This is a genomic window from Streptomyces sp. NPDC018031, from assembly GCF_044327625.1.
Classification (GTDB): domain Bacteria; phylum Actinomycetota; class Actinomycetes; order Streptomycetales; family Streptomycetaceae; genus Streptomyces.
Genome location: NZ_JBIRFT010000003.1, coordinates 134028 through 160818 on the forward strand (window position 1 = coordinate 134028; position 26791 = coordinate 160818).

Genomic DNA, 26791 nt, shown 5'->3' on the forward strand with positions numbered 1-26791 from the left:
TCGCGCCCCCCTGCGGCCGGGCCCCCTGCGGCCGGGCCCTCCTGCGGCCGGGCCCCCTGCGGCCGCGCCTCCCGGGCCGGTCCGGCCCCCTACCGGTGCCGGTCCGCGGCCGGTCCGGGGCCGGCCTATGCCGGTCCGGTGGTGCGGCCGGAGCCCCGGGGGGCGGCCGTACCACCGGCCGTGCCCCGGACCGGCCGCGGAATCCGGCGGCACCGGTGCCGCCGGATTCCCGGGCCCTGTCCGTGGCGCCGGGCAGGATGGGGCCATGCGCGCCGCACGGTTGATCAAGTTGGTTCTGCTGCTCCAGTCCCGGCCGTCCATGACGGCCGCCGCGCTGGCCCGGGAGCTGGAGGTCTCCGAGCGCACCGTGGCCCGGGACGTGCTGGCGCTCTCCGAGGCCGGGGTACCGGTGTACGCCGACCGCGGCCGGGCCGGCGGGTACCGGCTGATCGGCGGCTACCGCACCCGGCTCACCGGTCTGGGCCGCACCGAGGCGGAGGCGCTGTTCCTCTCCGGCGTGCCGGCCGCGCTGCGCGAGATGGGGCTGGACGACGCCGCGTCGGCGGCCCGGCTCAAGGTGTCCGCGGCGCTCCTGCCCGAGCTGCGGGACGCCGCCGACGGGGCGGCGCAGCGCTTCCACCTGGACGCGCCCGGCTGGTACCAGGAGCCGGCGACACCACCGCTGCTGCCCGCGGTCGCCGAGGCGGTCTGGGACGACCGGCGGATCGGGGTCCGCTACCGCCGCAAGGACGCCGAGGTGGCACGGGAGCTGGAGCCGTACGGCCTGGTGCTGAAGGCGGGCGTCTGGTACCTGGCGGCGCGCGTCTCCACGGCCCCGGACCCCGGCCCGCCGGGCGCCCACCGAACCGGGCCCGCGGGCGCGGACCGGGTCTACCGGTTGGACCGGTTCAGCGCGGTGGAGCCGCGCGACGAGCGGTTCGAGCGGTCCCCCGACTTCGACCTGCCGGACTTCTGGGCGGAGCGGGCCGCCGACTTCGCCCGCTCGCTGCTGCGCGAGCGGGTGGTGCTGCGGCTGACCCCGGCCGGGGCGCGGCGGCTGCCGTACGTCACCGACCGGGCGGCCGGCCGGGAGGCGGTGGCGGCGGCCGGTGCGCCGGACGACGAGGGGAGGGTGACGGTCACCCTGCGCGTGGAGTCGCTCGACGTCGCCCAGGGCCAGTTGCCGGCGCTGGGCCCGGAGGCCGAGGTGCTCGCGCCGCCGGAGCTGCGCGAGCGGTTCGCCCGGGCCGCGGAGCGGACCGCCGCGCTGTACCGCCGGGCGGCCGCCGACCGGGACGGGTACCCGGCGGCCGCCGACCGGGACGAGTGCCCGGCCACCGGCGACCGGGACGGACACCCGGCGGCCGGCCGCCCGGAGCCGGTCACCGGCGAGGGGTCAGCCGGTAGTCCTCCTCCCTGGGCTCCTCCCCCGCCTCGGCCGCCATGACGAATCCCCAGCCGTCCGGCTGGGTGCCGTCCACGTCGGTGAAGCCGTACTCCCGGGCCAGCTGCCCGCTGGACAGCGACTGCCCGTTCCAGCGGGCGACCTCCGGGTCGGTGGCGAGCGCGGTGACGGACCGGCCGACGAAGGCGGGCGACTCGGAGATGCAGAAGCCGGGCTCCTGCTCGACCGCGTCGCGCCAGTTCTCCTCCGTCACCTTGAGATAGGTGTCGAGCATCGCCTCCGAGCGCAGCCACCCCGGGGAGAGGCAGACGGCCGTGCAGCCGAGGTCCGCCAGCTCCCGGCCGAGGCCGAAGGCCATCCGGATCGGCGCGTACTTGGCGAGGTCGAAGTACATCTGGCCGCGGTACTTCCGCATGTACTCGGCCGTGCCGTCGGTCACCTCGACCACCAGCCCGCCGGGGTGCCGGGTGAGCAGCGGCAGCGCGTAGCGGTGGGTGATCAGGTGGGTGACCACGCCGAGCCGGAGCATCCGCAGCCCCGCGTCGAGGTCCGCCTCCCACAGCTTCCGGTCCAGACCGCCGTCGCCGACCCAGAGGTAGTCGCCGCCCCACACCCCGTTGACCAGGATGTCCAGCCGCCCGTGCGCCTGGTCGATCCGCTCGATCAGCGCCTCGACCTGCTCGCGTTCCAGGTGGTCGGTGGGCACCGCGATGCCCTTGCCGCCGGCCGCCGTCACCAGTTCCGCCGTCTCCTCGATCGTCTCGGTCGCCCGGCCCACCTCGCTGACGTGCTCCCGGGTGGTGCGCCCGGTGACGTAGACGGTGGCCCCGGCCGCCCCGAGTTCCACCGCGATCGCCCGGCTCGCGCCCCGGGTGGCCCCCGCGACCAGTGCGATCCTGCCTGTCAGCGCGCCCTGTGCAGTCACTGCTGTGCTTCCTTCCGTCCGCCGTGCGGTTCGACGGGTCCGACGTTCGCAGCGAAAGGCGACATCTCCTGTCCGGTTTTCCGGCGCGGTCCGCCGGATTCGCACCGGGCCGGCCCGGCCTTCTCCGGCGTGCCGGTACTCCGCCCGGGTTCAGCATCGGTCGGCGGCCGGACCGCCGCATCCGGGCCGGCCCCGCGCGCGGGCCCGTCCCGCGTGCGGGGTGGCCCGGCAGGCCCGATCCTGGTCCCGTGATGGACGAAACGGAGTTCTGGGAGCTGATCGACAGCGCCCGGGCGGCCGCGGAGGGCGATCCGGAGGATCAGTCCGACGTGCTGGTCGAGCGGCTGGCGCGGCTCGACCCGGATGCCGTGCTGGACTTCGCCCGTCATTTCGAGGCGCGCTTCAACCGCGCGTACCGCTGGGATCTGTGGGGGGCCGCCTGGGTCCTGCTGGACGGGGCCGGCGACGACGCGTTCGACGCCTTCCGGTGCTGGCTGATCGGCCAGGGCCGGGAGGTCTTCGAGGGCGCCCTGCACGAGCCGGACGACCTGGCGGACCTGCTCGCGGAGTTCGACGAGGAGGAGGACGGGGACTGCGAGGACCTCGGCTTCGTGGCCGACGAGGCGTACGAGCAGCTGACCGGCGTCGCACTGCCGGAGCTGGGGCTGCCGTCGCGTGCCGACGAGCCGGAGGGGACACCGGTCGACTTCGAGGACGACACGGCGCTCGCGGACCGCTATCCCAAGCTGTGGTCCCGCTTCCGGATCTGACCCGTTCGGGGCGGGCGGCCCGCCCCGAACGAGCCGGTTCCGGCCGGCACGGCGGGCTGCGGCGCGGGTGGGCGCGCAGCCCGGGCGTGGCGCGGGTGCGGGAGCGCCCCCGGCGCAGGGCCGGGGAGGCCGGAGTGCGGAGCCCCGGGAGCCCGCCGCGCAACCCGGCAAGCCGGGGGCGCGACGGGCTTCCCCGCGGCTCGGTGGCGCCGACAGCCCGGCGGCGCGAGCGGTCCCGCGGCACGGCGGGCTCCCCGGCGGCTCGGGCCCGCCCCGGCCCGGCCCGGCACGGGCCCAGGGCCGGGCCGGGCCGGGGTCCAGGGCCGGGCCGGGCCGGGGTCCAGGGCCGGGACGCCGGGGCCCAGGGCCGGGCCCGGCCTGCCGGGTCAGTCGTCCAGCGCGCGCCCCATCAGCACGTCGTCCACGGGTGCGCCGTCCAGCCGGAACTCGCCGCGCAGCACCCCTTCCACCGCGAAGCCCTCCGATGCGTACAGCCGGCGGGCGACGGTGTTGTGGCCGAGCACCCGCAGGGTGAGCCGGGTCGCTCCCTGGCGCCGGGCCTCCTCGGCCGCGCCGCGCACCAGGGCCCGCGCCACTCCCCGGCCGCGCGCCCAGTCGTCCACCGCCAGGCCCCCGATCTGGCGCACATGCGCGTTGCTCGCCAGCGGGGTGGCGAACACCACCCGGACGTATCCGGCCACCCGTCCGCCCAGCTCGGCGACGAGCACGTGCTCGGGCCGGTTGGTGACGGTGAAGAACGGCTCCCGCTCCGGTCCGGGCGCAGGCTGCACGGAGTGCACGGTGGACCAGGTACGGCGGTCCAGGTCGGCGAGCGGCGCGTCGTCGGCGAGGGCGGACGGACGCACGGTCAGATCATCGGACATCCCGTCACTGTGCCAGCGCGGCGCCGGCCGGAGCCACCGGAATTCGCGCCGTCCCCGCCGGCGCCTCAGCCGCCCGGGTGATCTCCGGGGCGGGTCCCGCCGTGTCCGGCCGCGGGCCGCCCCGTACCCCCCGCGCCGTCGCTTCTCATGGGTACCGGCCGCCCCGCCGGGGCCGGTTGCCCGCCACCCGTGAATCGGCACCCGAGGAGGGTCGGACAGGTATGACGGACCCCGCGCGCATCGACGTCCACCAGCACCTGATCCCGCCGGAGCTGCGCCGCGCCATCTCCGGCCGCGCCACCGCCTTCGGCTGGCCCGCGCCCGTGTGGGACGAGCGGAGCGCCGTCGCGATGATGGACCGCCGGTCGATCGCCACCGGTGTGCTCTCGTTCGCCGCCCCGGTCGGGCCACCGGACGACCCCGCGAAGGCCCGGGCCACCGCCCGGGGAGTCAACGAGTACACGGCGGAACTGGTCAAGGACCGGCCCGACCGGTTCGGGCACTTCGCCGTCCTCCCGCTGCCCGACGTGGACGGCGCGCTGGCCGAGGCCGCGTACGCCCTGGACGAGCTGGGCGCGGACGGCGTCATGGTGCTCTCCAACGCGCACGGCCGGTACCCCGGCGACCCGGAGTTCGAGCCGCTGTGGGCCGAACTGGACGCCCGCGCGGCCGTCGTGCTGATGCACCCCACCGCGCCGCCGGGCACCCCGCTGCCCGAGCTGCCCGCCCCGCTGGCGGACTTCCCCTACGACACCACCCGCGCCGCGCTGCACCTGGTCGTCAACGGGGTGGTGCGCCGGTACCCCCGGACGAGGATCATCCTGCCGCACGCCGGGGGCTTCCTGCCGTACGCCGCCCACCGGTTCGCCGCCGCCGGGCGGCTGCGGCCCGGCACCGGCCCCGAGGAGGTCCTGGCCGACCTGCGGAGCTTCTACTTCGACACGGCGTTCGCGGCCGGCCCGGCCACCCTGCCCTCGCTGCTCGCCTTCGCGGCCCCCGGCCATGTGCTGTACGGCAGCGACTTCCCGATGGTCCCCGAGGAGTGGGGCGCCGACTTCGACGCGGCGCTGGACGGCCACCCGCACTGGTCGGCGGGCGAGTTGCGGGCCGTCAACCGCGGCAACGCCGAGGCCCTCCTCCCCCGGCTCGCCCGGACCTGACCCCGGGCCGGGCGCCGGTCCGGGGCGGCCGCGACGACAGGGCCGGTCCGCCACGTCGGTCGGGCGGGCGCGGGCCCCGGTGCGAGAGGATGGCCGCCATGCGGATCGCGGTCACCGGCTCCTCCGGACTCATCGGCACGGCGCTCGTGCGCTCTCTCGAGAACGACGGCCACCAGGTGCTGCGCCTCGTCCGCCGCCCGCCACGGGCGGCGGACGAGGCCCGCTGGGATCCGGACCGGCAGTGGGTGGACACCTCGGCGCTCGCGGGCTGCGACGCGGTGGTCCACCTCGCCGGCGCCGGCATCGCCGACCACCGCTGGACCGACGCGCACAAGAAGCGGATCCGGGACAGCCGGGTGCTGGGGACCGCCGCCGTGGCCGAGGCGGTGGCCGCGCTGGACACCCCACCCCGGGTGCTGGTGTCCGGCAGTGCGGTGGGCTTCTACGGCTACCCCGGGGAGCGTCCGGTGGACGAGGACGACCCGCCCGGCGACGGCTTCCTGGCGCGGGTGTGCCAGGAGTGGGAGGAGGCGGCCGGCGCGGCGGTCGAGGCCGGGATCCGCACCGTGTACGCCCGTACCGGCCTGGTCGTGGCGCGCGAAGGGGGCGCCTGGGCCCGGCTCTTCCCGCTGTTCCGGCTGGGTCTGGGCGGGCGGCTGGGCAGCGGCCGCCAGTACTGGAGCTTCATCGCGCTCGACGACCACGTCGCCGCGCTGCGCCATCTCATCGACACCGAGGGGCTGTCCGGTCCGGTGAACCTCACCGCGCCGCGGCCGGCCACCAACCGCGAGGTGACCGCCGCGATGGGCCGGGTGCTGCGCCGCCCGACGCTGCTGCCGGTCCCGGGGCCGGCACTGCGACTGGCGCTGGGCGAGGTCGCCGGCGACACCCTGGGGAGCCAGCGGGTGCTGCCCCGACGGCTGCTGGATTCCGGCTTCACCTTCGCCTCCCCCACCGTGGAGGAGGCGGTCCGCGCGGCCTGGACGTCCACGCGCTGACCGGTCCGCGGCGCGGCGGCGCCCCGGCGCACCACCGCCGCGTGCCGGTGACGGCTCCCGGGCGGCTGCCCGGGCCGGTGCGGTGCCGGGGCGTCCAGCCGATGTGCGCCTCCGCCGCTCCGCACGGGCCCGCCGCCGGTTCCGCGTCGCCGCCCGGCGGGGTGCGGGCCGGCCCGCGCGCCGTGCGCCGCCGCCGGCAACCGCGGCGCGGACCGGCCCGCGCCGGCCGTTCGCCCCTCCCGCGGTACGCCAGATCAGGGCCCGCGACCACCCCCGGGGGCCAGGCAGCCGCAGCATCCCGGGGGGCGTGCCGAAGCCCGGCGTGCGACCGGTGTGCTCCCGTGCTCCGGTCGACGCGCCGATCGGCGGCGCCCCGTTGTGCTCCTACCGTCGTGGTCAACGGACGTATTCGGGCGACCTGTTGGGGGCATCAGGCACCCGAGCGAACGCACCGACCTCCGGGAGGGCCCGTGCAGCAGCCTGCGCACCGCACCGACGTCGTCATCGTGGGGGCCGGGCCGGCCGGCCTCGCCGCGGCGCACCAACTGACCGGCGCCGGGCTGACGGTCACGGTGCTGGAGGCCGCGCCGCGGGTGGGCGGCCGGATGACCACCGACCGGGTGGACGGCTTCCGGCTGGACCGCACCGGGCAGTTGCTCATCACCTCCTTCCCGGAGCTGCGGCGGACCCCGGGGCTGGACGGGCTGGTGCTGCGGCCGTTCGCCCCGGGGGTGCTGGTCCACGGCGACGGCCGTACCCAGCGCGTCGGGGCGCCGCGCACCGCCAAGGGCGCCCTCACCAGGGCGCGGGCCCTCGCCAGCGTGGCCCGTGCGCCGCTGGCCGGGGGGCTGGACCAGGCCCGGCTGGGCGCCGCGCTGACCCGGCTCGCCGCTCAGCCGTCGGACCGGCTGCTGGCCCGCCCGGACCGCCCGGTCGGCGCGACGCTGGCCGCCCGCGGGCTTCCGTCCCGCACCATCGAAACCTTTCTGCGGCCGCTGCTGACCTCGCTGCTCGGTGACCCCGGGCTGACCACGTCCAGCCGCTGTGCCGACCTGATGCTGCGCGGCTACGCCCGCGGGCGGCTCTGTCTGCCGGCCGGGGGCGCGGCCGCCCTGCCCGACCTGCTCGCCGCGACGCTGCCGCCCGGCACGGTCCGGACCGGGGTGCGTGCGGTGTCCGCCTCCACCACCGCGGTGGCCACCGCCGGCCACGGCACCATCGGCTGCCGCTCGGTGCTGGTGGCCACCGGCGCCCGCGCCGCGGCGGCGCTCCTGCCCGGCCTGCGGCTGCCCGGCTTCCACCCGGTCACCGTGCTGCACCACGCCGCCGACGAGCCGCCGCTGCCCGAGCCGGCCCTGATCCTCGCCGCCGACGGGCTCGGCCCGGTCGCCCACACCACCGTCGCCAGCGAGGTCGATCCCTCCCGGGCCGCGCCCGGGAAGGCGCTGATCACCTCGACCGTGCTGGGCGCCGCCGCGGGGCTGCCGACCGCCGAACTCGACCGGGCCGCCCGGGACCAGCTCGCCCGGATCTACGGGACGTCCACCACCGGCTGGCAGCTGCTGGGCGCGCACCATGAACCGGACGCGGTGCCCGCCATGCCGGCCCCGCACGACCGGCGCCGGCCGGTGCGGCTGCTGAGCGGCCTGTACGTCTGCGGCGACCACCGGGACACCAGCACCGTCCAGGGCGCGCTGCACTCCGGCCGCCGGGCCGCCCGCGCGGTGCTCCGCGACTTCGGCCTCGCCCCCGCCGCCGGTACCCCGGCGATCCCCTCGGCGGCCTGACCGGGCCGGCCCTGGTGCCCTCGGCGGCCCGACGGGGCCGGTCCCCGGCCTGACCCGGCCGGCCTGGTCAGCCGAGCGCGGCGACCCGCTCCCGGTACCCGCGTACCGGCGCCGCGTCCCGGTACGGCTCCAGCCGGCGCTCGAAGTCACGGACGTACTCCGCCGCCCTGGCGGACCGCATCTCCGACGCCGCCTGGGCCGCCTCCGCGCCCAGCGCGCACGCCTGCTCCAGCTCCCCGAGGCCCAGCCGGGCCGTCGCCAGCACCACCCGGCAGAACAGCCGGCTGCGCGCCTGCCCGGCCCCGCGCAGCTGCAACGAGCGTTCGGCGTGCTGGGCCGCCGCCCGGAACTGCTGCAGGTCCCGGTAGCAGTGGCTGAACTCGTCCGCGAGCTGCGCCTCGTCGAAGAACCGGGCCCAGTACGGCACGTCGTCCCGGGGCCGGGCGGTCTCCAGCGCCCGCTCCGACCGGGTCAGCGACGCGGTGCAGGCCCGCAGGTCCCCGAGGACGGCGTGCCCGCGCGCCTCGGACGCGTGCAGCAGCGACTGGATCACCGGCGGCGCACCGCTGCCCACGCCCTGCTGGGCGACCCGGGCCAGTTGCACCGCCTCCCGGCCGTGCCCCAGGTACACCGCCTGCCGGCTCATGGTCACCAGCACGTACGCGCCGTACGCCCGGTCACCGGCGGCCTGGGCCAGGCGCAGCGCCTGGACGAAGTACCGCTGCGCCAGGCCGTGCGCCGCGATGTCGTACGAGGTCCAGCCGACCAGCCGGGTCAGGTCGGCGACGGCCGCGAAGAGCCGCCGGCCGATCGCCTCGCCGTAGCTGCCGCGCAGCATCGGCTCGCCCTCGTGCTCCAGGTAGCGCACCAGCGCCTGGCGTGCGTGCCCGCCGCCGTAGGCGTCGTCCAGGGTGCGGAACAGCTCCCCGACCGAGCGGAGGGCCGCGATGTCCCCGGCGGTCACCCGGTGGCCGGGCCCGCACTCGGTGACCATCTGCCGCTGGCGGGGGACGCTCGCCGGCCGGCCCTGGTGCGGCACCCGTCCGAGCGCGGGCGCCTGCTCGCCCACCGCGACCCGGCCGGCCGTCGGGCCCGGCTCCCCGGCGGGCGCCCCGCGGGCCACCCGGTCGTCCGGCCGGCCGATCAGCCAGTCCCGGCTGGGCACCACCAGGCCCGCCGGGGTGAAGGCGATCTTCCGCAGCTCGGCGTGGTTGCCGGAGTCCTTCCGCCACAGCGCGCCGACGATGTCCACCGCCTCCTCCGGGGTGGCGGCGAACTCCAGGCCCGCGTAGACCGGGGCGCACGCGTCCAGGCCCAGGTCCTGAGCGGACAGCCGCCGCCCCAGCCTGCGGGTGAACACCTCGGCGATCAGCGCCGGGGTGGTGCCCCGGGGCTGCTGACCGCGCAGCCAGCGGGTCACGGATGTCTTGTCGTAGCGCAGATCCAGCCCGTGCTCCAGCCCGAGCTGGTCCACCCGCCGGGCCAGCCCCGCGTTGGAGAAGCCTGCCTCGGCGATGAGCGCGGCGAGCTGACGGTTGGCGGTGCGCTGCGGGGGTCGTTCCGTCATCAGCTTGCCGGTCTCCCTGATCGTTCTGTGGAACGGCGCGAATGTAGCGGTCCGCACGGGCCTGATCGCCCCCTGCGACCCGCATTCATCCGATCGTGTGAGCACAGGGGTGCGGAGAGGACGCGGGCGGCGCGGCCGGCCGGCCCGTCCGGCCGCGCCGCCATCCCGCTCCCCGCCGCCGCACCGCGGCGCCGGGGAGCGGCTCCGGCACCCCCGCCGGGTCGCGGCTCCCGGGCGGCTGCCGACGCCTCGCACGGCGGTCGTACAGTGGCTGTGGCGCGATCGATCGTTCTGGAGCCCCACCGGGCGCCAGGGACAACGGCCTCGCGGATGACGCGGGACGTACGAGGTTCTCAGAGGAGCTGACATGGGGCATCCCCAGCGGGCCGAGGGGCAGAGCGGGCTGCGATTCGTCCACCTGGGATTCGGCGCGGACGCCGTCGAGTACCAGGAGGCGTGGCAGGAGCAGCGCCGGGTGCACGCCGCCCGGTTCGCGGACGAGATCCCGGACACCTGCCTGCTCCTGGAGCACTCGCCGGTGTACACGGCCGGGCGGCGCACGGCGGACAACGAGCGCCCCCTTGACGGCACCCCGGTGGTGGACGTCGACCGCGGCGGGAAGATCACCTGGCACGGCCCCGGCCAGCTCGTCGGCTACCCGATCCTCAAGCTGCCCCGCCCGGTGGACGTGATCGCGCACGTGCGGCGGCTGGAGGAGGCGCTGCTGCGCAGCTGCGCCGAGTTCGGCGTGGCCGCGACCCGGGTGGAGGGCCGCAGCGGGGTGTGGATCCTGGGCGACCCGGTGGAGCAGCGCCCGGCCATCCCCGGCCTGGAGCTGGACTTCGACCCCCGGCTCCAGGACGACGAGTTCGACCCCCGGCTGAACGGCCCGGAGTACGCCCCGTCCAACGCCGGGCAGCGCCGCGAGGACCGCAAGCTGGCGGCCATCGGGGTGCGCATCGCCAAGGGCGTGTCCATGCACGGCTTCTCGTTCAACTGCAACTCGGACAACACCTGGTTCGACCGCATCGTGCCGTGCGGGATCCGGGACGCGGGCGTCACCTCGCTCTCCGCCGAGCTGGGTCGGGAGGTGACCGTGGCGGAGGTCAGGCCGGTGGTCGAGAAGCACCTCGGGGAGATCCTGGACGCGGCCGTACCGCTGCCGCGCGCCGTCTGACCCGTCCTCCCGGCCCCCGCGCGGGCAGCCGCTCCGCCGGAGGCCGGAGCCACCGCCGGAGACCGGCGACCGGCCCCCGCCGCCCCGCCGGCGGGGGAATGCCCCCCGGGGGCCCGGGGTTGGGCAGAGCGTAAAAGCGTACGAATCATGGGCGTACCCTGGTGTGCGCCGAGGAATCGAAGTCATAGGAGCCGGACGTGGCCGCTGTCGCACCCGACGGACGCAAGATGCTGCGCCTGGAGGTCCGGAACAGCCAGACCCCCATCGAGCGCAAGCCTGAGTGGATCAAGACGCGGGCGAAGATGGGCCCCGAGTACACCGAGCTGCACGGCCTGGTGAAGCGCGAGGGCCTGCACACGGTGTGCCAGGAGGCGGGCTGTCCGAACATCTACGAATGCTGGGAGGACCGCGAGGCGACCTTCCTCATCGGCGGCGACCAGTGCACCCGGCGCTGTGACTTCTGCCAGATCGACACCGGCAAGCCGCAGGCCCTGGACCGCGACGAGCCGCGCCGGGTCGCGGAGTCGGTCCAGCAGATGGAGCTGAAGTACGCCACCATCACCGGTGTCGCCCGGGACGACCTGGAGGACGGCGGCGCCTGGCTGTACGCGGAGACCGTGCGGCAGATCCACTCGCTGATGCCCGGCACCGGCGTCGAGCTGCTGATCCCGGACTTCAACGCGGTGCCCGAGCAGCTGGCCGAGGTGTTCTCCTCGCGGCCGGAGGTGCTGGCGCACAACGTCGAGACGGTCCCGCGGATCTTCAAGCGCATCCGTCCCGGCTTCCGCTACGAGCGGTCGCTGGAGGTCATCACCCGCGCCCGCGAGGCCGGCCTGGTCACCAAGTCCAACCTGATCCTGGGCATGGGCGAGGAGCGCGCGGAGATCAGCCAGGCGCTGCAGGACCTGTACGACGCGGGCTGCGAGCTGATCACCATCACCCAGTACCTGCGGCCCTCCGTCCGGCACCACCCGATCGAGCGCTGGGTCAAGCCGCAGGAGTTCGTGGAGCTGAAGGAGGAGGCCGAGGAGATCGGCTACGCGGGCGTGATGTCCGGTCCGCTGGTCCGCTCCTCCTACCGGGCCGGCCGCCTGTACCAGCAGGCCATCGAGCAGCGGAAGGCCAGCGCCACCGCGGTGGGCAGCGCACAGTGACGATCGTCACTCGCCGGGCGGTGTGAACACCAGCACAGCCCGGCACCCCGGCCCGTGTACTTCCGCAGGTAGCGGGCGGTACACGGGCCGAATTAACGCTTCATCAGCGTTTGACCGGTCAGTCACGCACTGGTAACACCATTGGGTAACGATTAAGGCACACCACGGGCCCGGCACCCCGCGCTCGTGCTCCCTTTCCGTCGCTCCTCGAGGGGGAACCCCGTCATGCAGGCCGCGCCCGTTCGACCACCGTCCGTGACCGACGCGTTGCTGTTGCTCGAAGGTCTGCTGTTCGGCGGCGGGCAGCGCACCGCCCGGCGGAACGCGTGGAGCGCCGTACTGGAGGACCGCCGCCGCGCCAAGGACCGCCGGGAGGCCGAGCACGTGCTGGAGGCCGTGTCCGCCCGGGCACCGCAGGCCACGTAAACTTCTGTACATGGCGAGGCAGGAAAACTCTTCCGAGAACCCCGGGCGGCTCAAGCAGATCGCCCTGACCTACAAGATGACCAAGCGGGTCGACTCCAAGGTCGGTCTGGTCGTCGCGGCTGTGGGCATCGTCGTCTTCGGCGCCTTCCTCGCCTTCGGGTTCTGGATCGACCACCCCATCTACCTGGGCATCCTCGGTTTCGTCCTCGCCTTCCTGGCGATGGCCATCGTCTTCGGCCGGCGCGCCGAACGAGCCGCTTTCGGCCAGCTCGAAGGCCAGCCGGGCGCCGCGGCCGCGGTGCTGGAGAACGTGGGCCGCGGCTGGACGGTGACCCCCGCGGTCGCCATGAACCGCAGCCAGGACGTCGTCCACCGCGCGGTCGGCAAGGCCGGCATCGTGCTGGTCGGCGAGGGCAACCCCAACCGCCTCAAGGGGCTGCTGGCGGCCGAGAAGAAGCGGATGGCCCGCATCGTCACCGACGTCCCGGTACACGACGTGGTGGTCGGCACCGAGGAGGGCCAGGTCCCGATCAAGAAGCTGCGCACCACGCTGCTGAAGCTGCCGCGGGTGCTGCCGGGCGGCCAGGTGACCGTGGTCAACGACCGGCTGCGGGCGCTGGGCGACCTGATGAAGAACATGCCGATCCCGAAGGGGCCGCTGCCGAAGGGCATGCGCATGCCCAAGGGGCGCTGAGCCGGAACGCGTCGGAGGGCGGCCGGAACGGATTCCGTTCCGGCCGCCCTCTCGCATGAGCACACCCCGCTGCCCTCTCGCGCGCCACCGGCCCTCTCGCACGTCGCCGCCTCCTCGTACGCCCGGCACCCCCGCCGCCGGGCGGGTCGCGGCACGGCGGCCACTCCCCCGGCACGGCCGCCCGGCACGCCGCCGCAGGGCGCTCGGCGACCGCCCCTCACCGGCGGGTCCGCACGCGTGACGGTCGCGGGAGCCCTGGACGGCGGACGGGTGAACCGCGGGTGCCGGACGGGGACGGGTGGGCCACGGGTCTCCGGGCGGGCGGCGACGAGGACCGCCGGGAGCCTGCCCGCGGACGACGGCCGCGGGAGCCGGGCGGAACACGGCATCGCGGGAGCCGGACGGGAGACGACCACCATCGCCGGCGCCCGCGCACCGGGACGCCCCGGACCTGCGCCCCGCACCCGCGGCCCGGAAGCCCGCGCGCCCCGGCCGGGGTCAGAGGCGGACCTGCACCGCCCCGGACAGCCGGTCGTGCAGACCCCGGCCGTCGCGGTCCCAGATCACGGCCGGGATGACGACCACCAGGAGCACGGAGCGCAGCAGCACCCGCGGCAGCGACAGCCGGGTGCCCTGGGCGCCGATGACCCGCAGCCGCAGCAGCAGCTTGCCGGGCGTGGAGCCCAGCGTGCCGACGGTCAGGACGCTGAGGACGAAGAAGACGCCCACCGCCCAGTTGCCCGCGACCTGGATGTTGCCGCCGGAGAAGAGCCCGTAGGCGATGAGCATGCACAGCGCCCAGTCGATGAGCAGGGCCCCGATCCGCCGCCCGGGCGGCGCGATCGCCCCCGGGCCCTCCTCGGGCAGCCCCAGCCGCTCGCCCCGGTACCCGAAGTCGACGCCCATCTCCTCGGCCGCCGCGCGCGGCCCGGAGAGCCACGATCCGATTGCTTGCCTGTTGTCCACCCGACCACGGTACTGCGACCGCATACGTTTCCCGCCGGGCGGGTGCGCCCGGCGGGACGGGCCGGGGCGGCCGGACCGTCCCGGCCACCGGAGCCGGCCGCGCGGAGCCCCCCGCGGACCCGCTCTTCTCCCCCTCGGGCCGGTTAACCTGGGTGAAACAAATGGGTCATGCTCGGGAAATCCCGACTACCTAAGGTCGGGCCCAGCGCGCCACCGCACATGGACTGCGCCACCGAAGCAACCCCCGTCCCCCCGCGGCCGGGCTAGGAGGAGTTGGATGTTCCAGAACGCCGACGACGCTCGGAAGTTCATCTCGGACGAGGACGTCAAGTTTGTCGACGTCCGGTTCTGCGACCTTCCCGGCGTCATGCAGCACTTCACGGTCCCGGCGGAGGCGTTCGACCCGAACGAGGAGCTCGCGTTCGACGGCTCGTCCATCCGCGGGTTCCAGGCCATCCACGAGTCGGACATGGCGCTCCGCGCGGACCTGTCGACGGCGCGCGTCGACCCGTTCCGCCGCGACAAGACCCTCAACATCAACTTCTTCATCCACGACCCGATCACGGGCGAGCAGTACAGCCGTGACCCGCGGAACATCGCCAAGAAGGCCGAGGCCTACCTCGCCTCCACCGGCATCGCGGACACCGCGTACTTCGGTCCCGAGGCCGAGTTCTACGTCTTCGACAGCGTACGGTTCGAGACCAGCGCGAACCAGTCCTTCTACCACATCGACTCCGAGGCGGGCGCCTGGAACACCGGTGCGCTGGAGGACAACCGCGGCTACAAGGTCCGCTACAAGGGCGGCTACTTCCCGGCCCCGCCGGTCGACCACTTCGCCGACCTGCGCGCCGAGATCTCCCTCGAGCTGGACAAGGCCGGCCTGAAGGTCGAGCGCCAGCACCACGAGGTCGGCACCGCCGGCCAGGCGGAGATCAACTACAAGTTCAACACGCTGCTCGCCGCGGCCGACGACCTGATGCTCTTCAAGTACATCGTGAAGAACGTCGCCTGGCGCAACGGCAAGACCGCGACCTTCATGCCGAAGCCGATCTTCGGTGACAACGGCTCCGGCATGCACGTCCACCAGTCCCTGTGGTCCGGCGGCGAGCCGCTGTTCTACGACGAGCAGGGCTACGCGGGCCTGTCGGACACCGCCCGCTACTACATCGGCGGCATCCTCAAGCACGCCCCGTCGCTGCTGGCCTTCACCAACCCGACGGTGAACTCCTACCACCGTCTGGTCCCGGGCTTCGAGGCCCCGGTCAACCTGGTGTACTCGCAGCGCAACCGCTCGGCCGCGATGCGTATCCCGATCACGGGCTCCAACCCGAAGGCCAAGCGCGTCGAGTTCCGCGCCCCGGACCCGTCCTCCAACCCGTACCTGGCCTTCTCGGCCCTCCTCCTCGCGGGCCTGGACGGCGTCAAGAACAAGATCGAGCCGGCCGAGCCGATCGACAAGGACCTCTACGAGCTCGCCCCCGAGGAGCACGCGGGCGTCCCGCAGGTCCCGACCGACCTCTCCTCCGTCCTCGACGCGCTGGAGCAGGACAACGAGTACCTGCAGGCCGGCGGGGTGTTCACCGCGGACCTGATCGAGACCTGGATCGACTACAAGCGCACCAACGAGATCGCCCCGATCCAGCTGCGCCCGCACCCGCACGAGTTCGAGCTGTACTTCGACCTCTAAAGACCGCCACGGGTCGCAGCGGATCTCCGCGCACCCGGGCCGTCCGCAGGCCGTCGGCCGTGTCCTCCCCGCACCGGAGGACACGGCCGACGGCCGTTTTTCCGGGCCGGCCGCCCCGGGGCCCGGCGTCCGGCCCCGGATCCGCCGGTACCGCCGGTGGGCGCCCCCGACCGGCCGAGCGGGGAGGATGGGGCGCATGAGCGCTTCCGTCGACCACCAGCTGATCGAGGCCGCGGCGCGGGTCGCCGCCACCCGCTGCCGGGGGGACAACCACACGATGGCGTCCGCGGCCCGGGCCGCGGACGGCCGGATCATCACCGCGGTGAACGTCTACCACTTCACCGGCGGGCCGTGCGCGGAGCTGGTGGCCATCGGCACCGCGGCCGCCCAGGGCGTGTACGAGCTGGAGACCATCGTCGCGGTGGGGGACCGCGGCCGGGGGGTGGTGCCGCCGTGCGGCCGCTGCCGCCAGGTGCTGCTCGACTACTTCCCCGGCGTCGGGGTGATCGTCGGCGCGGGCGACACCCTCCGGACCGTTCCCGTCCGGGAACTGCTGCCGGAGAGTTACGTCTGGGCGGACCACCAGCTCGACGAATGACTCCCCCGGCGGTCGGGCGGCCCCGGGGCGGACCGGTTCGTCCGCCGGGAATCCCCGATTCCTCAATGCATCCTCAAGGCACATTCCACCGCCTTCGGAGTGTAAATAAATGCCCTTAATCCGATAGTGGGTGGGGCGCATGAAGCCCGATGCGGTGGGGCACTCTGACGCCTGGCGGCAGATGTTTCCGGACACCTGGGAAGTCATCCAGTGAGGTGATTCCGGCGGGCACCTGCCGCGGGCAGCCGATTCCGGCCTCCGTCGTCCACCTCAGGGTGAGCAATGTGACCACGGGGGTTCGCAATGATCGCGACGACACCAGGGGCTGGATTCGTGCTGCCCGAAAGCCATGCCGACGGGTGTGGGGAGGTTCCGACGGAAGGCAGGGGCGGAAATGGCCGGGCAGGTCGACGGCGCACTGTGGGTTCGCAGCTTCCAGCCGGTTGACCGGGCGGGGGTACGGCTCGTGTGCTTTCCGCACGCGGGCGGATCGGCGAGTTTCTTCCACCCCATGGCGCGCTCGCTCCACCCCCACATCGGGGTGCTCGCGGTGCAGTACCCGGGGCGCCAGGACCGCCGGTCGGAGCCGGGGGTGCGGGACATCAGGGAGCTGGCCCGGCGGATCGCACCGGAACTGGTGCCCTGGTCCGCCGCCGGGCCGCTGGCGTTCTTCGGGCACAGCATGGGGGCCGTCGTGGCCTTCGAGACCGCCCGGGAGCTCCGGCGGCTGACCGGCCGGCCTCCGGTGATGCTCTTCGCCTCCGGCAGGCGCGCCCCCTCGACGGTCCGGGACGAGCGGCTGCACCAGCACGGTGACGAGGCCATCATCGGCGAGCTGCGGCTGCTCAACGGCACCGACGCCGCGATCTTCCAGGACGAGGAACTCGTCCGGATGGTGCTGCCGGCCCTCCGCAGCGACTACGAGGCCATCGAGACCTACTCCTGCGCTCCGGACGTCACGGTGGACTGCCCGGTCCTGGCCCTGATCGGCGACCGCGATCCGCGGGTGACCGCGGATGAGGCACGGGCCTGGCGGCGGCACACCACCGGCCCGTTCGACCTGGAGGTCTTCGACGGCGGCCACTTCTACCTGGTGCCGCACGCCGCCCGGATCATCGACCGGATCAGGGCCCGGCTCGCGACAGCGGCGGCAGTACCCGGACATCGGACGGACCGGCCCCTCCCGGAAGGTGGAGGCGACCGGGTGACCACGGAAGGGAGGCGATAATGGCGACCTGCCAGGACGACCCGGGAAAGGCCCGTGACAGCGAGGTGACCGCGGCTCCGTGCGAGGGGAACGCCGTGCTGCGCGGCAGTCCGCTCGGCGCGCCGGCGGACATGGACCGCATCGTGACGGTGCAGGACATCGAGCAGGTGCTGAAGCTGTGCAAGGGCAGCCACTACGACCACTACCTGCCGACCGCCGACTGGGAGGTGCGGTCCGGGCGCCGGCTCCGGGTGTTCCGTTGGAGCCACCGCACCCGCGTCGCCGAATGATCCGCCCCGCCCTCCGCCCGCCGGGCGCGTAGTACCGCCGAACCACCTGTACCGAAAAATGGGGACAACATGAGCACCATCCCGCGGACCGATGCCGAGATGGGTCTGAGCGTCGAGGGGTTCGACGCCCTGAACGACCCGGCCGAGAGGCTCCAGGAGCTCAAGGCACTGGTCTACCGGCACAAGGTCGTGGTCCTCCGCGACCAGCACCTCGCACCCGCCGAGTTCGTCGCCTTCGGCAGGCGGCTGGGAGAGGTGGAGACGTACTACCAGCCCATGTACCACCACCCCGAGCACAAGGAGATCTTCGTCTCCTCCCATCTGGCCGCCGACGGCGAGCAGGTGGGGGTGCCCCGGACGGGCCAGTTCTGGCACCACGACTACGCGTTCATGCCCCGGCCCTTCGGGCTGACGCTCATCCATCCGCAGTCGGTCCCGGGGAAGAACCGCGGCACCTACTTCATCGACATGGGCAAGGCGTACCGGCAGCTGCCCGACGGGCTGAAGGCGGAGATCCAGGGCAGCCACGGCCTGAACAGCGTGCGCCGGTACTTCAAGATCCGGCCCAGCGACGTCTACCGCCCGATCTCCGAGGTCCTCGCGGAGATCGAGGACGTGACCCCGGCCTGCGCGCACCCCACGGTGTTCAGCCACCCGGTCACCGGGGAATCGGTTCTCTACATCAGCGAGGCCATCACCTACGCGCTGCAGGACGCCGACGGCCGCCCCCTGCGGGACGGACTGCTGGAAGAACTGCTCGACGCGTGCGGTCAATCGGACACCACCTTCACGCACGAGAACATCCATCTGCAGACCTTCGACAAGGGCGACCTGCTGATCTGGGACAACCGCAGCCTGGTGCACCGCGCCCTGCACACGGTCGCCCCCGAGCCGGCCGTCTCCTTCCGGGTGACCGTGCACGACGAACACGAGTTCTACCCCGGCATCGGCCGGCAACCGTCTGTCGGCGGGGCGCTGAGGAGGGCGCATGACCGTCGACGACTCCCCGCCGGAGTCCGTCAGCCACCGCGACGACCAGGATCTGCTGACCCGGGTGCTCCGGGTCTACAAGCCGCACTGCCGCTACCTGCGGTCGGCCTCGGTCACGTGCGCGGGACAGCCGAGGGACGGCGGGAAGGTCAGCCTGCGCGGTGAGTTCCACATACCCGAGTCGTGCTACATCGACGACACCGGGCATTTCAACTCGGTGGAATTCAATCTCTGTTACAACCAGATGATCTATTTTGTGATGGCGAAATCGGTGAAAGAGCGGGCCATGTGGCCGTTCGACCACTGGACCATGGACGAATTCTGGGCCCGGCAGTTACCGGACATGTTCATCGTGGATTTCCGCAGCAGCTTCCGGCGCCATATGCGGGGCCGCCGGTTCTGGGGGGAACTCGATGTGACCGGCGTCGTGGAGCGCGACGGCGGCAACGGTCCGCTGGTCCTGGTCAAAACGGTGTGCCGCTTCGGCGAGGAGGAGGTGCCCGCCTGCCACGGGGAGGTGCGGATAGCCGTACGGAAGAGCCCGCCGACGGCACACCGGCTCTGACGACCGCCCGTGTGACCACCCCCTACGCGACCCCGCAAGCAGGAGCCATGCCTGGAACCGACCCCGGACCGCACGACCGTGCCGGCGGACCGCACGACCGTGCCGCGGAAGGCGCCCCGCGGACGGCGCGCGCCCCGGGTGCCGAACCCGTCGCCGTCGTCGGTATCGGGCTGCGACTGCCCGGTGGCAACGACACCCCGGACGGATTCGCCGAGTTCCTGCGCGCCGGACGGTCCGGGGTCGGTCCGCCGCCCGCCGGCCGCTGGGACCCCCGGGGTCCGGCCGCCGAAGACCCGGACGGCGGCGGAGACCTCCGGTGCGCCCGGGGCGGCTTCCTGGACCGGCCCGACCGGTTCGACGCCAGGTTCTTCAACATCTCGCCGAAGGAGGCCGACCATCTGGACCCGCAGCAGCGGCTCGCCCTGGAGGTGAGCTGGGAGGCGCTGGAGGACGCCGGGATCGACCCCGGCCCCCTGCGGCACGGCCGGGGCGGCGTCTACCTGGCGGTCAGCAACAGCGACTACGCGCACGAGCTGGCCCGGTACACCGACCGGGAACTCAACGGCTACATGGCCACCGGCACCACGCCGAGCGCGGTGTCCGGCCGGGTGTCGTACTTCCTCGGCTGGCGCGGCCCGTGCATCACGGTGGACACGGCGTGCTCGGCCTCGCTGGTGGCGGTACACCTCGCCGCGCAGGCCCTGCGCTGCGGCGAGACCGACATCGCGCTGGCCGGCGGGGTCAACGCGCTGGTGGGCTCGCGCCCGTACGTCATGGCGCGCCGGGCGAACCTGCTGGCCCCGGACGGGCTGTGCAAGACCTTCGACGACGCGGCCGACGGCTACTGCCGCGCGGAGGGCGGCGCGGCCCTGGTGCTGAAGAGGCTGTCCGACGCGGAGCGGGACGGCGACCGGATCCACGCCGTGGTCCGCGGCTCGGCCGTCGGCTCGGACGGCGAGAGCGGCTCGCTCACCGTGCCCAGCGGCCCGGCCCAGGAGGAGCTGATGCGCACCGCGCTGGCGTCCGCCGGGCTGCGGCCGCACGACGTGTCGTACGTCGAGGCGCACGGCACCGGGACGCCGCTGGGCGACCCCATCGAGGTCGGGGCGATCAGCGCCGTGTTCGGCGCGTCGCACTCCCGGCGGAACCCGGTGGCCATCGGGTCGCTGAAGACCAACATCGGGCACCTGGAGTCGGCGGCCGGCATCGCCGGTGTGGTCAAGACCGTGCTCCAGCTGCGGACGGCGACCTACTTCCCGCATCTGCACTTCACCCGGCCCTCCAGCCGCATCCCGTGGCGGACCGCGCCGGTCACCGTCCCCACCGAGGCGCGTCCGTGGACCGCCGGCGTCCGGCGGGCGATGGTCAACTCCTTCGGCCTGACCGGCAGCATCGCCTCGGTGGTGCTGGAACAGGCGCCCGAGCGGTCGGCCGGCCCCGGGCGCGCGCCGGCCGACGGCGGCCATCTGCTGACCCTGTCGGCGAAGACCGTGCCCGCCCTGCAGGGCCAGATCCAGCGCTACCAGCGGATGCTGCGCGACCATCCGGAGACCGACCTCGGCGACCTGTGCTACTCGACCAACGTCTGCCGCGCCCACTTCGGACTGCGGCTGGCCGGGGTGGTGCGCGACCACGACGACGTCCACCGGCTGCTGGAGCGCGGGCTGTCCCGGGCCGTGCGGCCGGAACCCTCCGGTGCGGCGAAGGTGGCGTTCCTCTTCCCCGGCGGCGGCACCCAGTACGTGGGGATGGGGCGCCCGCTGTACGAGCGGTACCCGGTGTTCCGGGCCGAACTGGACGCCTGCGACCGGCTGTTCGCCCCGCTGCTGGGCCGCTCGGTCCGGGACGTGCTCCTCGGCCGCGCCGCGGACGCCGCGCTCGTCCACCGGGTCGGGTACATGCAGCCGGCGCTGTTCGCGCTGGAGTACGCGGTCGCCCGGCTGTGGCTGGCGTGGGGGGTGCGTCCCGCGGTGCTGGTCGGGCACAGCGCCGGTGAGATCGTCGCGGCCACCGTGGCCGGGGTGCTCACCCTGCCGGACGCGGTCACCCTGACGGCCGCCCGCGCCCGGCTGATGGAGGCCGCGCCGCCCGGTGCGATGACGGCCGTGGAGGCGTCCGCCGGCGAGGCCGCCCCGCTGCTGGAGGGGTACCGGGACCTGTCGGTGGCGGCGGTCAACGGCCCCCGGCAGCTGGTGCTCTCCGGCGGCACGGCGTCCCTCGCCGAGGTCGAGCGGGCACTCACCGGGCGGGGGATCAGGCACCGCAGGCTGGCGGTGTCCTGCGCCTCCCACTCGCCGCTGATGGCCGGGGCCGCCGAGGAGCTGCGGCGGCTGGCCGGCGCGTTCACCTTCCACCAGCCGGAGTTCACCCTGGTGTCCGGTCTGACCGGCCGGGTCGCGGACCCCGCCGAACCGGCCACGCCCGACTACTGGGCCCGCCATCTGCGGGAGACGGTGCTGTTCGCCGACGGCCTGCGGGCCGTCGCCGCCCGCGGCCGGCACACCTTCCTGGAAGTGGGCCCGGCCACCGAACTGACCGGCCTGGGCAAGCGGTGTGTGGACGACGCGTCCGCCCACCGGTGGCTGCACAGCCTGCACCAGGAGGACACCGACGCCACCACCGTGCGCCGGACCCTCGCGCGGCTCTACACCGGCGGGGCGGCCGTCGACTGGCACGCCCACCACCACGGCCGCCACCGCCGGCGCATCACCCTGCCCGGGTACGCCTTCGACCGCCGGCGCCACTGGCTGCCGCCCGGCTCGGCGGCCGCGCCCGCCCCGAGCGGCACCGCCGGCGCCCATCCGCTGCTCGGCCGGGAGGTCTCCACCGGGGAGCAGCTCGCCGCGGGCGTCCGGGAGTTCTCCGCCCGGCTCGCCGCCGACCGGCCCGGCTACCTGGCCGACCACCGGCTCCTGGGCAAGGTCGTCTTCCCCGCTGCCGGCTACGTCGAGATGGTGCTGGCGGTGCAGGACGCGGTGCACGGTGAGACCGGTCTGCCCGTCGCGGACCTCCGGCTGCACGAGGCGCTGCTCCTGCCCGAGGGGACCGCGGTGGAGGTGCGCACCCGGCTGCGCACGCGGCCGGACGGGACCGGTGAGGTCACCGTCGTCAGCCTGCCGGGCGGCGAGGGGCGCGACGGCCCGCCCCTGGAGCGGCGTCATGCCACCGCCGCCCTGGGGGCCGGCGCGGACGGGCCGACCGCGGTGGAGGCGGCCCTGCGGGCGTCGGCCGGCCGTGCCGCCGAGCCGCTCGCCCGGCACTCCGCCGACGACCTCTACGCCGGCTTCGCGGAACGGGGCGCGGAGTACGGGCCGCGCTTCCGGGGGCTGCTGCGGGCCGAGACGCACGACGGACCGGTGGTCGTCGCCGAGCTGCGCGGCTGGGACCCGTCGATGGGCGGGCACCTGCCGCCGGCCATCCTCGACTCCGCCCTGCAGAGCCTCGCGGCGCTGCGCGGCGAGGACGACGTGGTGGCCGTGCCGGTCGGCATCGCGCGCTGCCGGCTGCTGCGCAAGCCGCGCGGCGGGACGCTGCGGAGCGTGCTGCGCGCCGTCCCGGTCGGCTCCCCCGCCGGGGCCGGCGGCGCGGCGGTGCCGGCCGGCGCCGATCTGCTGGTGCTCGACGGCGACCGCGCGGTCTTCGTGCTGGAGGGGCTGACGCTGCGCGGGGTGACGAACCCCGCCCCGGACCGCGAGCGGCTGTACTCGGTGCTGCGCTGGGAGCGGCGGCCGCCGGACGCCCCGGGGGCCGCGGGGCCGCGCCGGGCGCTGCTGGTCGGCGCCGACGAGCGGGGCGCGGCCGCGCTCGCCGCCGCGGCCACCGCCCGGAACGTCGCGGTGTCGGCGGTCGCGACCCCGGCGGAGGCGTCCGCTCCGCTGCGGGAGCGGCCCGCGGAGGTGTGCTGGTTCTGGCGGCCGCGGCGGTCGGCCGAGGAGACGCTGCGGACGGAGTGCGAACGCAACTACCGGAGTCTGCTGGCGCTGCTGGACGTGCTGCGGGACACCGGCTTCGGCCGCGACCAGCGGCTGTGGCTGGTCACCGCGGGCGGGCAGTGGGTGCCCGGGGACCGGCCGCCGCACGGCGCGCCCGGCGGGGCGGCGGACGGCGCGGGCCCACCGGCCGCCGCGACGCTGTGGGGCTTCGGGCCCGCGCTGGCGGCGGAGTCGCCCGGGTACCGGGTCACCCTGGTCGACCTGCCCGCCGAGGACCCCGGCGGGGCCTACCCGGTGCTGCTCGACGAATGGGCGGCGGTGGCGTCCGCCGAGCACCGGGTGGCCTACCGGTCGGGACTGCGGCACGTGCGCCGGTTGCTCCCGGGCCGGGGCGGTCCGGACGGGACCGGCGATGCGCCGGCCGTCGCGGAGCACGGGCGGGGCGGCGGCGCCGGGCCGGTGCCACCGCGGGCGGAGCCGGCGCCCGGGGGGAACCGGCCCGGGGGGCGGGCCGCCGCCGGCCCCGCGGTGGTGTCCGGCGCACCCGGGCCGGGCGGCCCGTCCGCGGCGGCTCCCGGGGCCGGTACGGAGCCGGGGGCGGGGGCCGGGGCGGATGCCCGCGAGGTGGCGGACGACGGGGTGGCGCCGCACGCGCCCCCGGTCGCCGTCCGGCCGGACCGCACCTATCTGATCACCGGGGGGTTCGGTGCGCCGGGGATGCTGACCGCCGAGCACCTGGCCGCGCGCGGCGCCCGGCACATCGCGCTGCTGGGCAGGCGTACGCCGGACGCGGCGGCGCTCGCCGCGCTGCGGCAGCGGGTGGGCCCGGACACCGAACTCCTCCTCTACGCGGCGGACCTCGGCCGGGCCGGGGACGTCCGGCGGGTCAGCGACGCGCTGCGCGCCGGGCCGCGGCCGCTGGGCGGCATCGTGCACGCCGCCGGGGTATCGGCCGGGGTGGCGGCCACCGCCCGGACCTGGGAAGACCTCGACACCGCGTTCCGTGCCGGGGTGTACGGCAGCTGGCTGCTCCACCGGGCCGCGCTGACCCATCCCGAGCTGGAGTTCTTCATCGGGTACGGGTCGATGGCCGCGCTGCTCGGCCTGTCCGGGGAGGCCGGCCGCGCGGCGGGCGACGCGTTCCTGGACACACTGCTGTGCGGGCGGTACGCGGCCGGGCTGCCGGGGATGAGCGTCCACTGGGGCGCGTGGGACCGGACCGGCCGGGCGGACACGGACACATGGGACAGGACCGGCCGGGCGGACACCGACACAAGCGACCGGGCCGGCCGGGCGGACACCGGCACACCGGACCGGGTCGGCCGGGCGGACACGGGGGCGCGGGACCGGGCCGGCCCGGAGGACACCGACACACGCGACCGGGACGACCCGGCGGACACGGGGGTGCGGGACACCGCCGGTGCGGGCGGCCTGGGGTTCGCGTTCCTGCGGCCGGCCACCGCCATGCGGGCCGTGTTCCGGCTGCTGTCCGCGCCGCTGCCGCAGATCGGTGTCGCCGAGGTGGACTGGGACCGGGTCGCGGCCACCCGGCCGCGGCCCGACGCGCTGTACCAGCGGGTCGCGCGCGGCCGCGGCCCGGCGGGCGCCGGGGTGGACCTGGCGGCGCTGCTGCGGCAGCCGCGGGCGGACCGGCGGGAGTCGGTCTCCCTGGTGGTGCGCGGCTTGATCGCCGAACTGCTGCACTTCGACGGCGCGGAGGACGTGCCGCCGGACGCCCGGTTCTTCGAGGTGGGGCTGGACTCGCTGGCGGCCGTGGAGCTGAAGAACGCGCTGGAGCTGTGGTTCCGGCTGCCGCTCTCCGCCTCCAGCGTGTTCGACCACCCGTCGGTCGGCCGGCTCGGGGAGTACATCGACGGGCGGCTGGCCGCCGTCCTGGAAGGGGAGTCGCGATGAGTGATGGGACGTCGTCCCGGCCCGGCACGGTCGCCGCCGCGGCGGCCCGGCACGCCGAGGTCCGGCCGGACCGGGTGGCGGTGGAGTGCGAGGGCCGTACGGTCTCCTTCCGCGAGCTGCACCTGCGGAGCAACCGCACCGCGCACGCGCTGCTGGCGTCCGGGGTGGCGCCGGGGAGCCGGGTCGCGCACCTGGGGCAGGACTCGGAGCACTTCTACGACCTGCTGCTGGCGTGCGCCAAGACCGGCGCGGTGCTGGTGCCCGCCGATCCCCGGCTGACGCCCGGCGAGGTGGTGCACGTGCTGCGGGACTCGGACAGCGAGCTGCTGTTCGCGGCGCCGGAGCAACTGGCCGCGGTGCAGGGGGTGCTGCCCGCGCTGGAACGGCTGCGGGCGGTGGTGACGGTGGATCCGGCGGCGCCGGGCGGCGGCGCCTTCCTGCGCTGGAAGGCGGGGAGTCCGGACTGCGGTCCCGGCACCGCCGGAGGGCCGGGGCAGCCGCTGGCCCAGCTCTACACCAGCGGCACCACGGGCCGCCCGAAGGGCGTGGTGCTCAGTCAGGGCAGCTTCTGGGCGATCGGCGACCTGCTGGCCCGGCACGGGCTGGACTGGCTCGACTGGCGGGAGGGGGACCGTGCTCTGGGGGTGCTGCCGGGCCACCACGTGGGCGGTCCGTGGTGGTTCCTGCAGGGCTTCCGGGCCGGGGCGGCCACGGTGCTGGCGCGCGGCTTCGACGCCCGGCGCGTGCTGGAGCTGATCCGCACCGGTGCGGTGAGCATCACCCTGCTGGTGCCGTCGATGCTGCGGATCCTGCTGGACGAACCGGAGGTGCGGCCGGCCGACTTCCGCGGCCTGCGGAAGGTGGTCTACGGCGGGGAACCGATCCCCGCACCGCTGCTGGGGCGGTGTCTGGAGGTGATGGGCTGCGAGTTCGCCCAGATCTACGGCCTCACCGAGACGTGCGCGCCGGCGGTGTGCCTGCCGCCGGCCGACCATGTGGCCGGCGGGCCCCGGCTGCGGGCCGCGGGCCGCCCGTTCCCGGGGGTGGCGGTGCAGGCGGTGGACGAGCGGGGCGAGCCGGTGCCGGACGGCCGGGTCGGCCAGTTGCGCATCTCCACGCCCGCCGTGATGGACGGGTACTGGCGGCAGCCCGCCGAGACCGCGCGCTGCCTCATCGACGGCTGGCTGTACACCGGGGACGCGGGCCACGTCGACGAGGACGGCTATGTGTACATCCGGGACCGCATCAAGGACGTGATCCTGGTGGCCGGGGAGAACGTGTACCCGGCGGAGGTGGAGAACGCGCTGCGGAGGCATCCGGCGGTGGCCGACGCCGCGGTGACCGCCGTGCCGCACCAGGTGCGGGGCGAGCAGGTGCACGCGTGGGTGGTGCCGCGCCCCGGTGAGCGGCCGACGCCGCGCGAGCTGCGGGGGTTCCTGGCGGACCGGCTCGCGGACTACAAGCGGCCCTCGGCGTACACCTTCGTCGCCGAGCTGCCCCGCAACGCCGGCGGGAAGATCATGCGTCGTGCGCTGCGCGACCGCGCCTAGAGGGAGGGAGGGAGGGAGGGAGGGAGGGGCGGAGGGCCGGACGTGCCGTCCGGCAGCCGCCGGAGGTGCCGCACACCCCGGTGGCGGGCGCCGGCGGCGGCCGGCGCGGTGTTCCGACCGGAGGCGGCGTCCTCCGCGACCACGG

The 26791-nt window shown here is 75.2% G+C and carries 19 protein-coding genes and 2 pseudogenes; 17 read left to right on the top strand and 4 right to left on the bottom strand.

What is annotated here, in order from left to right; genetic code table 11:
- Nucleotides 1-265 precede the first annotated feature (265 nt).
- A pseudogene (locus tag ACH4B3_RS10875) lies at nt 266-1276 on the top strand (helix-turn-helix transcriptional regulator); the annotation flags it as partial.
- 106 nt (nt 1277-1382) lie between these two features.
- Here ACH4B3_RS10875 and ACH4B3_RS10880 read toward each other — a convergent pair.
- The gene (locus ACH4B3_RS10880) at nt 1383-2330 is read right to left on the bottom strand and encodes an SDR family oxidoreductase (RefSeq protein WP_398462461.1); all 948 of its coding nucleotides are present in this window, start codon (nt 2328-2330) and stop codon (nt 1383-1385) included.
- 251 nt (nt 2331-2581) lie between these two features.
- Here ACH4B3_RS10880 and ACH4B3_RS10885 point away from each other — a divergent pair, with 251 nt between their 5' ends.
- Nucleotides 2582-3100 carry a DUF4240 domain-containing protein gene (locus ACH4B3_RS10885; protein WP_398462751.1) on the top strand — a complete coding sequence of 173 codons (519 nt, stop codon included), beginning with the start codon at nt 2582-2584 and terminating at the stop codon, nt 3098-3100.
- A 386-nt stretch (nt 3101-3486) separates the two neighbouring features.
- Here ACH4B3_RS10885 and ACH4B3_RS10890 read toward each other — a convergent pair whose 3' ends face one another.
- A complete protein-coding gene (locus ACH4B3_RS10890; protein WP_398462462.1) occupies nt 3487-3984 on the bottom strand; it encodes a GNAT family N-acetyltransferase in 498 nt (165 codons plus the stop codon).
- A 221-nt stretch (nt 3985-4205) separates the two neighbouring features.
- Here ACH4B3_RS10890 and ACH4B3_RS10895 point away from each other — a divergent pair, with 221 nt between their 5' ends.
- The 3 genes from ACH4B3_RS10895 to ACH4B3_RS10905 all read left to right on the top strand — a co-directional run bounded on the left by ACH4B3_RS10895 (nt 4206) and on the right by ACH4B3_RS10905 (nt 7929).
- Nucleotides 4206-5144 carry an amidohydrolase family protein gene (locus tag ACH4B3_RS10895; RefSeq protein ID WP_398462463.1) on the top strand — a complete coding sequence of 313 codons (939 nt, stop codon included), beginning with the start codon at nt 4206-4208 and terminating at the stop codon, nt 5142-5144.
- Between the two features lie 89 nt (nt 5145-5233).
- Nucleotides 5234-6142 (top strand): TIGR01777 family oxidoreductase, encoded by a 909-nt coding sequence (locus ACH4B3_RS10900; RefSeq protein ID WP_398462464.1) that lies wholly within the window; start codon nt 5234-5236, stop codon nt 6140-6142.
- A 470-nt stretch (nt 6143-6612) separates the two neighbouring features.
- A complete protein-coding gene (locus ACH4B3_RS10905; RefSeq protein ID WP_398462465.1) occupies nt 6613-7929 on the top strand; it encodes an NAD(P)/FAD-dependent oxidoreductase in 1317 nt (438 codons plus the stop codon).
- A gap of 67 nt (nt 7930-7996) precedes the next feature.
- Here the strand turns inward: ACH4B3_RS10905 and ACH4B3_RS10910 are convergent, their stop codons facing one another.
- On the bottom strand, nt 7997-9496 hold the full coding sequence (locus tag ACH4B3_RS10910) for a regulator (RefSeq protein WP_398462466.1): 1500 nt from the start codon (nt 9494-9496) through the stop codon (nt 7997-7999).
- Between the two features lie 367 nt (nt 9497-9863).
- Here ACH4B3_RS10910 and lipB point away from each other — a divergent pair, with 367 nt between their 5' ends.
- The 4 genes from lipB to ACH4B3_RS10930 all read left to right on the top strand — a co-directional run bounded on the left by lipB (nt 9864) and on the right by ACH4B3_RS10930 (nt 12947).
- A complete protein-coding gene (gene lipB / locus ACH4B3_RS10915) occupies nt 9864-10673 on the top strand; it encodes a lipoyl(octanoyl) transferase LipB (RefSeq protein ID WP_398462467.1) in 810 nt (269 codons plus the stop codon).
- Between the two features lie 197 nt (nt 10674-10870).
- Nucleotides 10871-11827, top strand: a complete 957-nt coding sequence (gene lipA / locus ACH4B3_RS10920; protein WP_398462468.1) for a lipoyl synthase — start codon at nt 10871-10873, stop codon at nt 11825-11827.
- 225 nt (nt 11828-12052) lie between these two features.
- A complete protein-coding gene (locus ACH4B3_RS10925; protein WP_398462469.1) occupies nt 12053-12253 on the top strand; it encodes a hypothetical protein in 201 nt (66 codons plus the stop codon).
- Nucleotides 12254-12263: 10 nt separating this feature from the next.
- Entirely contained in the window at nt 12264-12947 is a 684-nt protein-coding gene (locus ACH4B3_RS10930) for a DUF4191 domain-containing protein (RefSeq protein ID WP_398462470.1), read from the top strand.
- Nucleotides 12948-13445: 498 nt separating this feature from the next.
- Here ACH4B3_RS10930 and ACH4B3_RS10935 read toward each other — a convergent pair whose 3' ends face one another.
- On the bottom strand, nt 13446-13913 hold the full coding sequence (locus ACH4B3_RS10935; RefSeq protein ID WP_398462471.1) for an RDD family protein: 468 nt from the start codon (nt 13911-13913) through the stop codon (nt 13446-13448).
- Between the two features lie 277 nt (nt 13914-14190).
- Here ACH4B3_RS10935 and glnA point away from each other — a divergent pair, with 277 nt between their 5' ends.
- From glnA to ACH4B3_RS10975, 8 genes and pseudogenes are all read left to right on the top strand, one after another.
- On the top strand, nt 14191-15600 hold the full coding sequence (gene glnA, locus ACH4B3_RS10940; protein WP_398462472.1) for a type I glutamate--ammonia ligase: 1410 nt from the start codon (nt 14191-14193) through the stop codon (nt 15598-15600).
- A gap of 196 nt (nt 15601-15796) precedes the next feature.
- Nucleotides 15797-16198 carry a cytidine deaminase family protein gene (locus tag ACH4B3_RS10945; protein ID WP_398462473.1) on the top strand — a complete coding sequence of 134 codons (402 nt, stop codon included), beginning with the start codon at nt 15797-15799 and terminating at the stop codon, nt 16196-16198.
- 394 nt (nt 16199-16592) lie between these two features.
- The gene (locus tag ACH4B3_RS10950) at nt 16593-17426 is read left to right on the top strand and encodes a thioesterase II family protein (RefSeq protein ID WP_398462474.1); all 834 of its coding nucleotides are present in this window, start codon (nt 16593-16595) and stop codon (nt 17424-17426) included.
- Nucleotides 17426-17695 carry a DUF5988 family protein gene (locus tag ACH4B3_RS10955; protein WP_398462475.1) on the top strand — a complete coding sequence of 90 codons (270 nt, stop codon included), beginning with the start codon at nt 17426-17428 and terminating at the stop codon, nt 17693-17695. Before ACH4B3_RS10950 ends, ACH4B3_RS10955 begins: the two co-directional genes overlap by 1 nt.
- Nucleotides 17696-17794: 99 nt before the next feature.
- Nucleotides 17795-18649: pseudogene (locus tag ACH4B3_RS10960) on the top strand (TauD/TfdA dioxygenase family protein); the annotation flags it as partial.
- A 34-nt stretch (nt 18650-18683) separates the two neighbouring features.
- Nucleotides 18684-19250: an FcoT family thioesterase gene (locus tag ACH4B3_RS10965; protein WP_398462476.1), complete on the top strand. Its 567-nt coding sequence runs from the start codon at nt 18684-18686 to the stop codon at nt 19248-19250.
- A 47-nt stretch (nt 19251-19297) separates the two neighbouring features.
- A complete protein-coding gene (locus ACH4B3_RS10970; protein WP_398462477.1) occupies nt 19298-25096 on the top strand; it encodes a beta-ketoacyl synthase N-terminal-like domain-containing protein in 5799 nt (1932 codons plus the stop codon).
- Entirely contained in the window at nt 25093-26646 is a 1554-nt protein-coding gene (locus ACH4B3_RS10975) for a long-chain-fatty-acid--CoA ligase (protein ID WP_398462478.1), read from the top strand. Before ACH4B3_RS10970 ends, ACH4B3_RS10975 begins: the two co-directional genes overlap by 4 nt.
- Nucleotides 26647-26791: the final 145 nt, after the last annotated feature.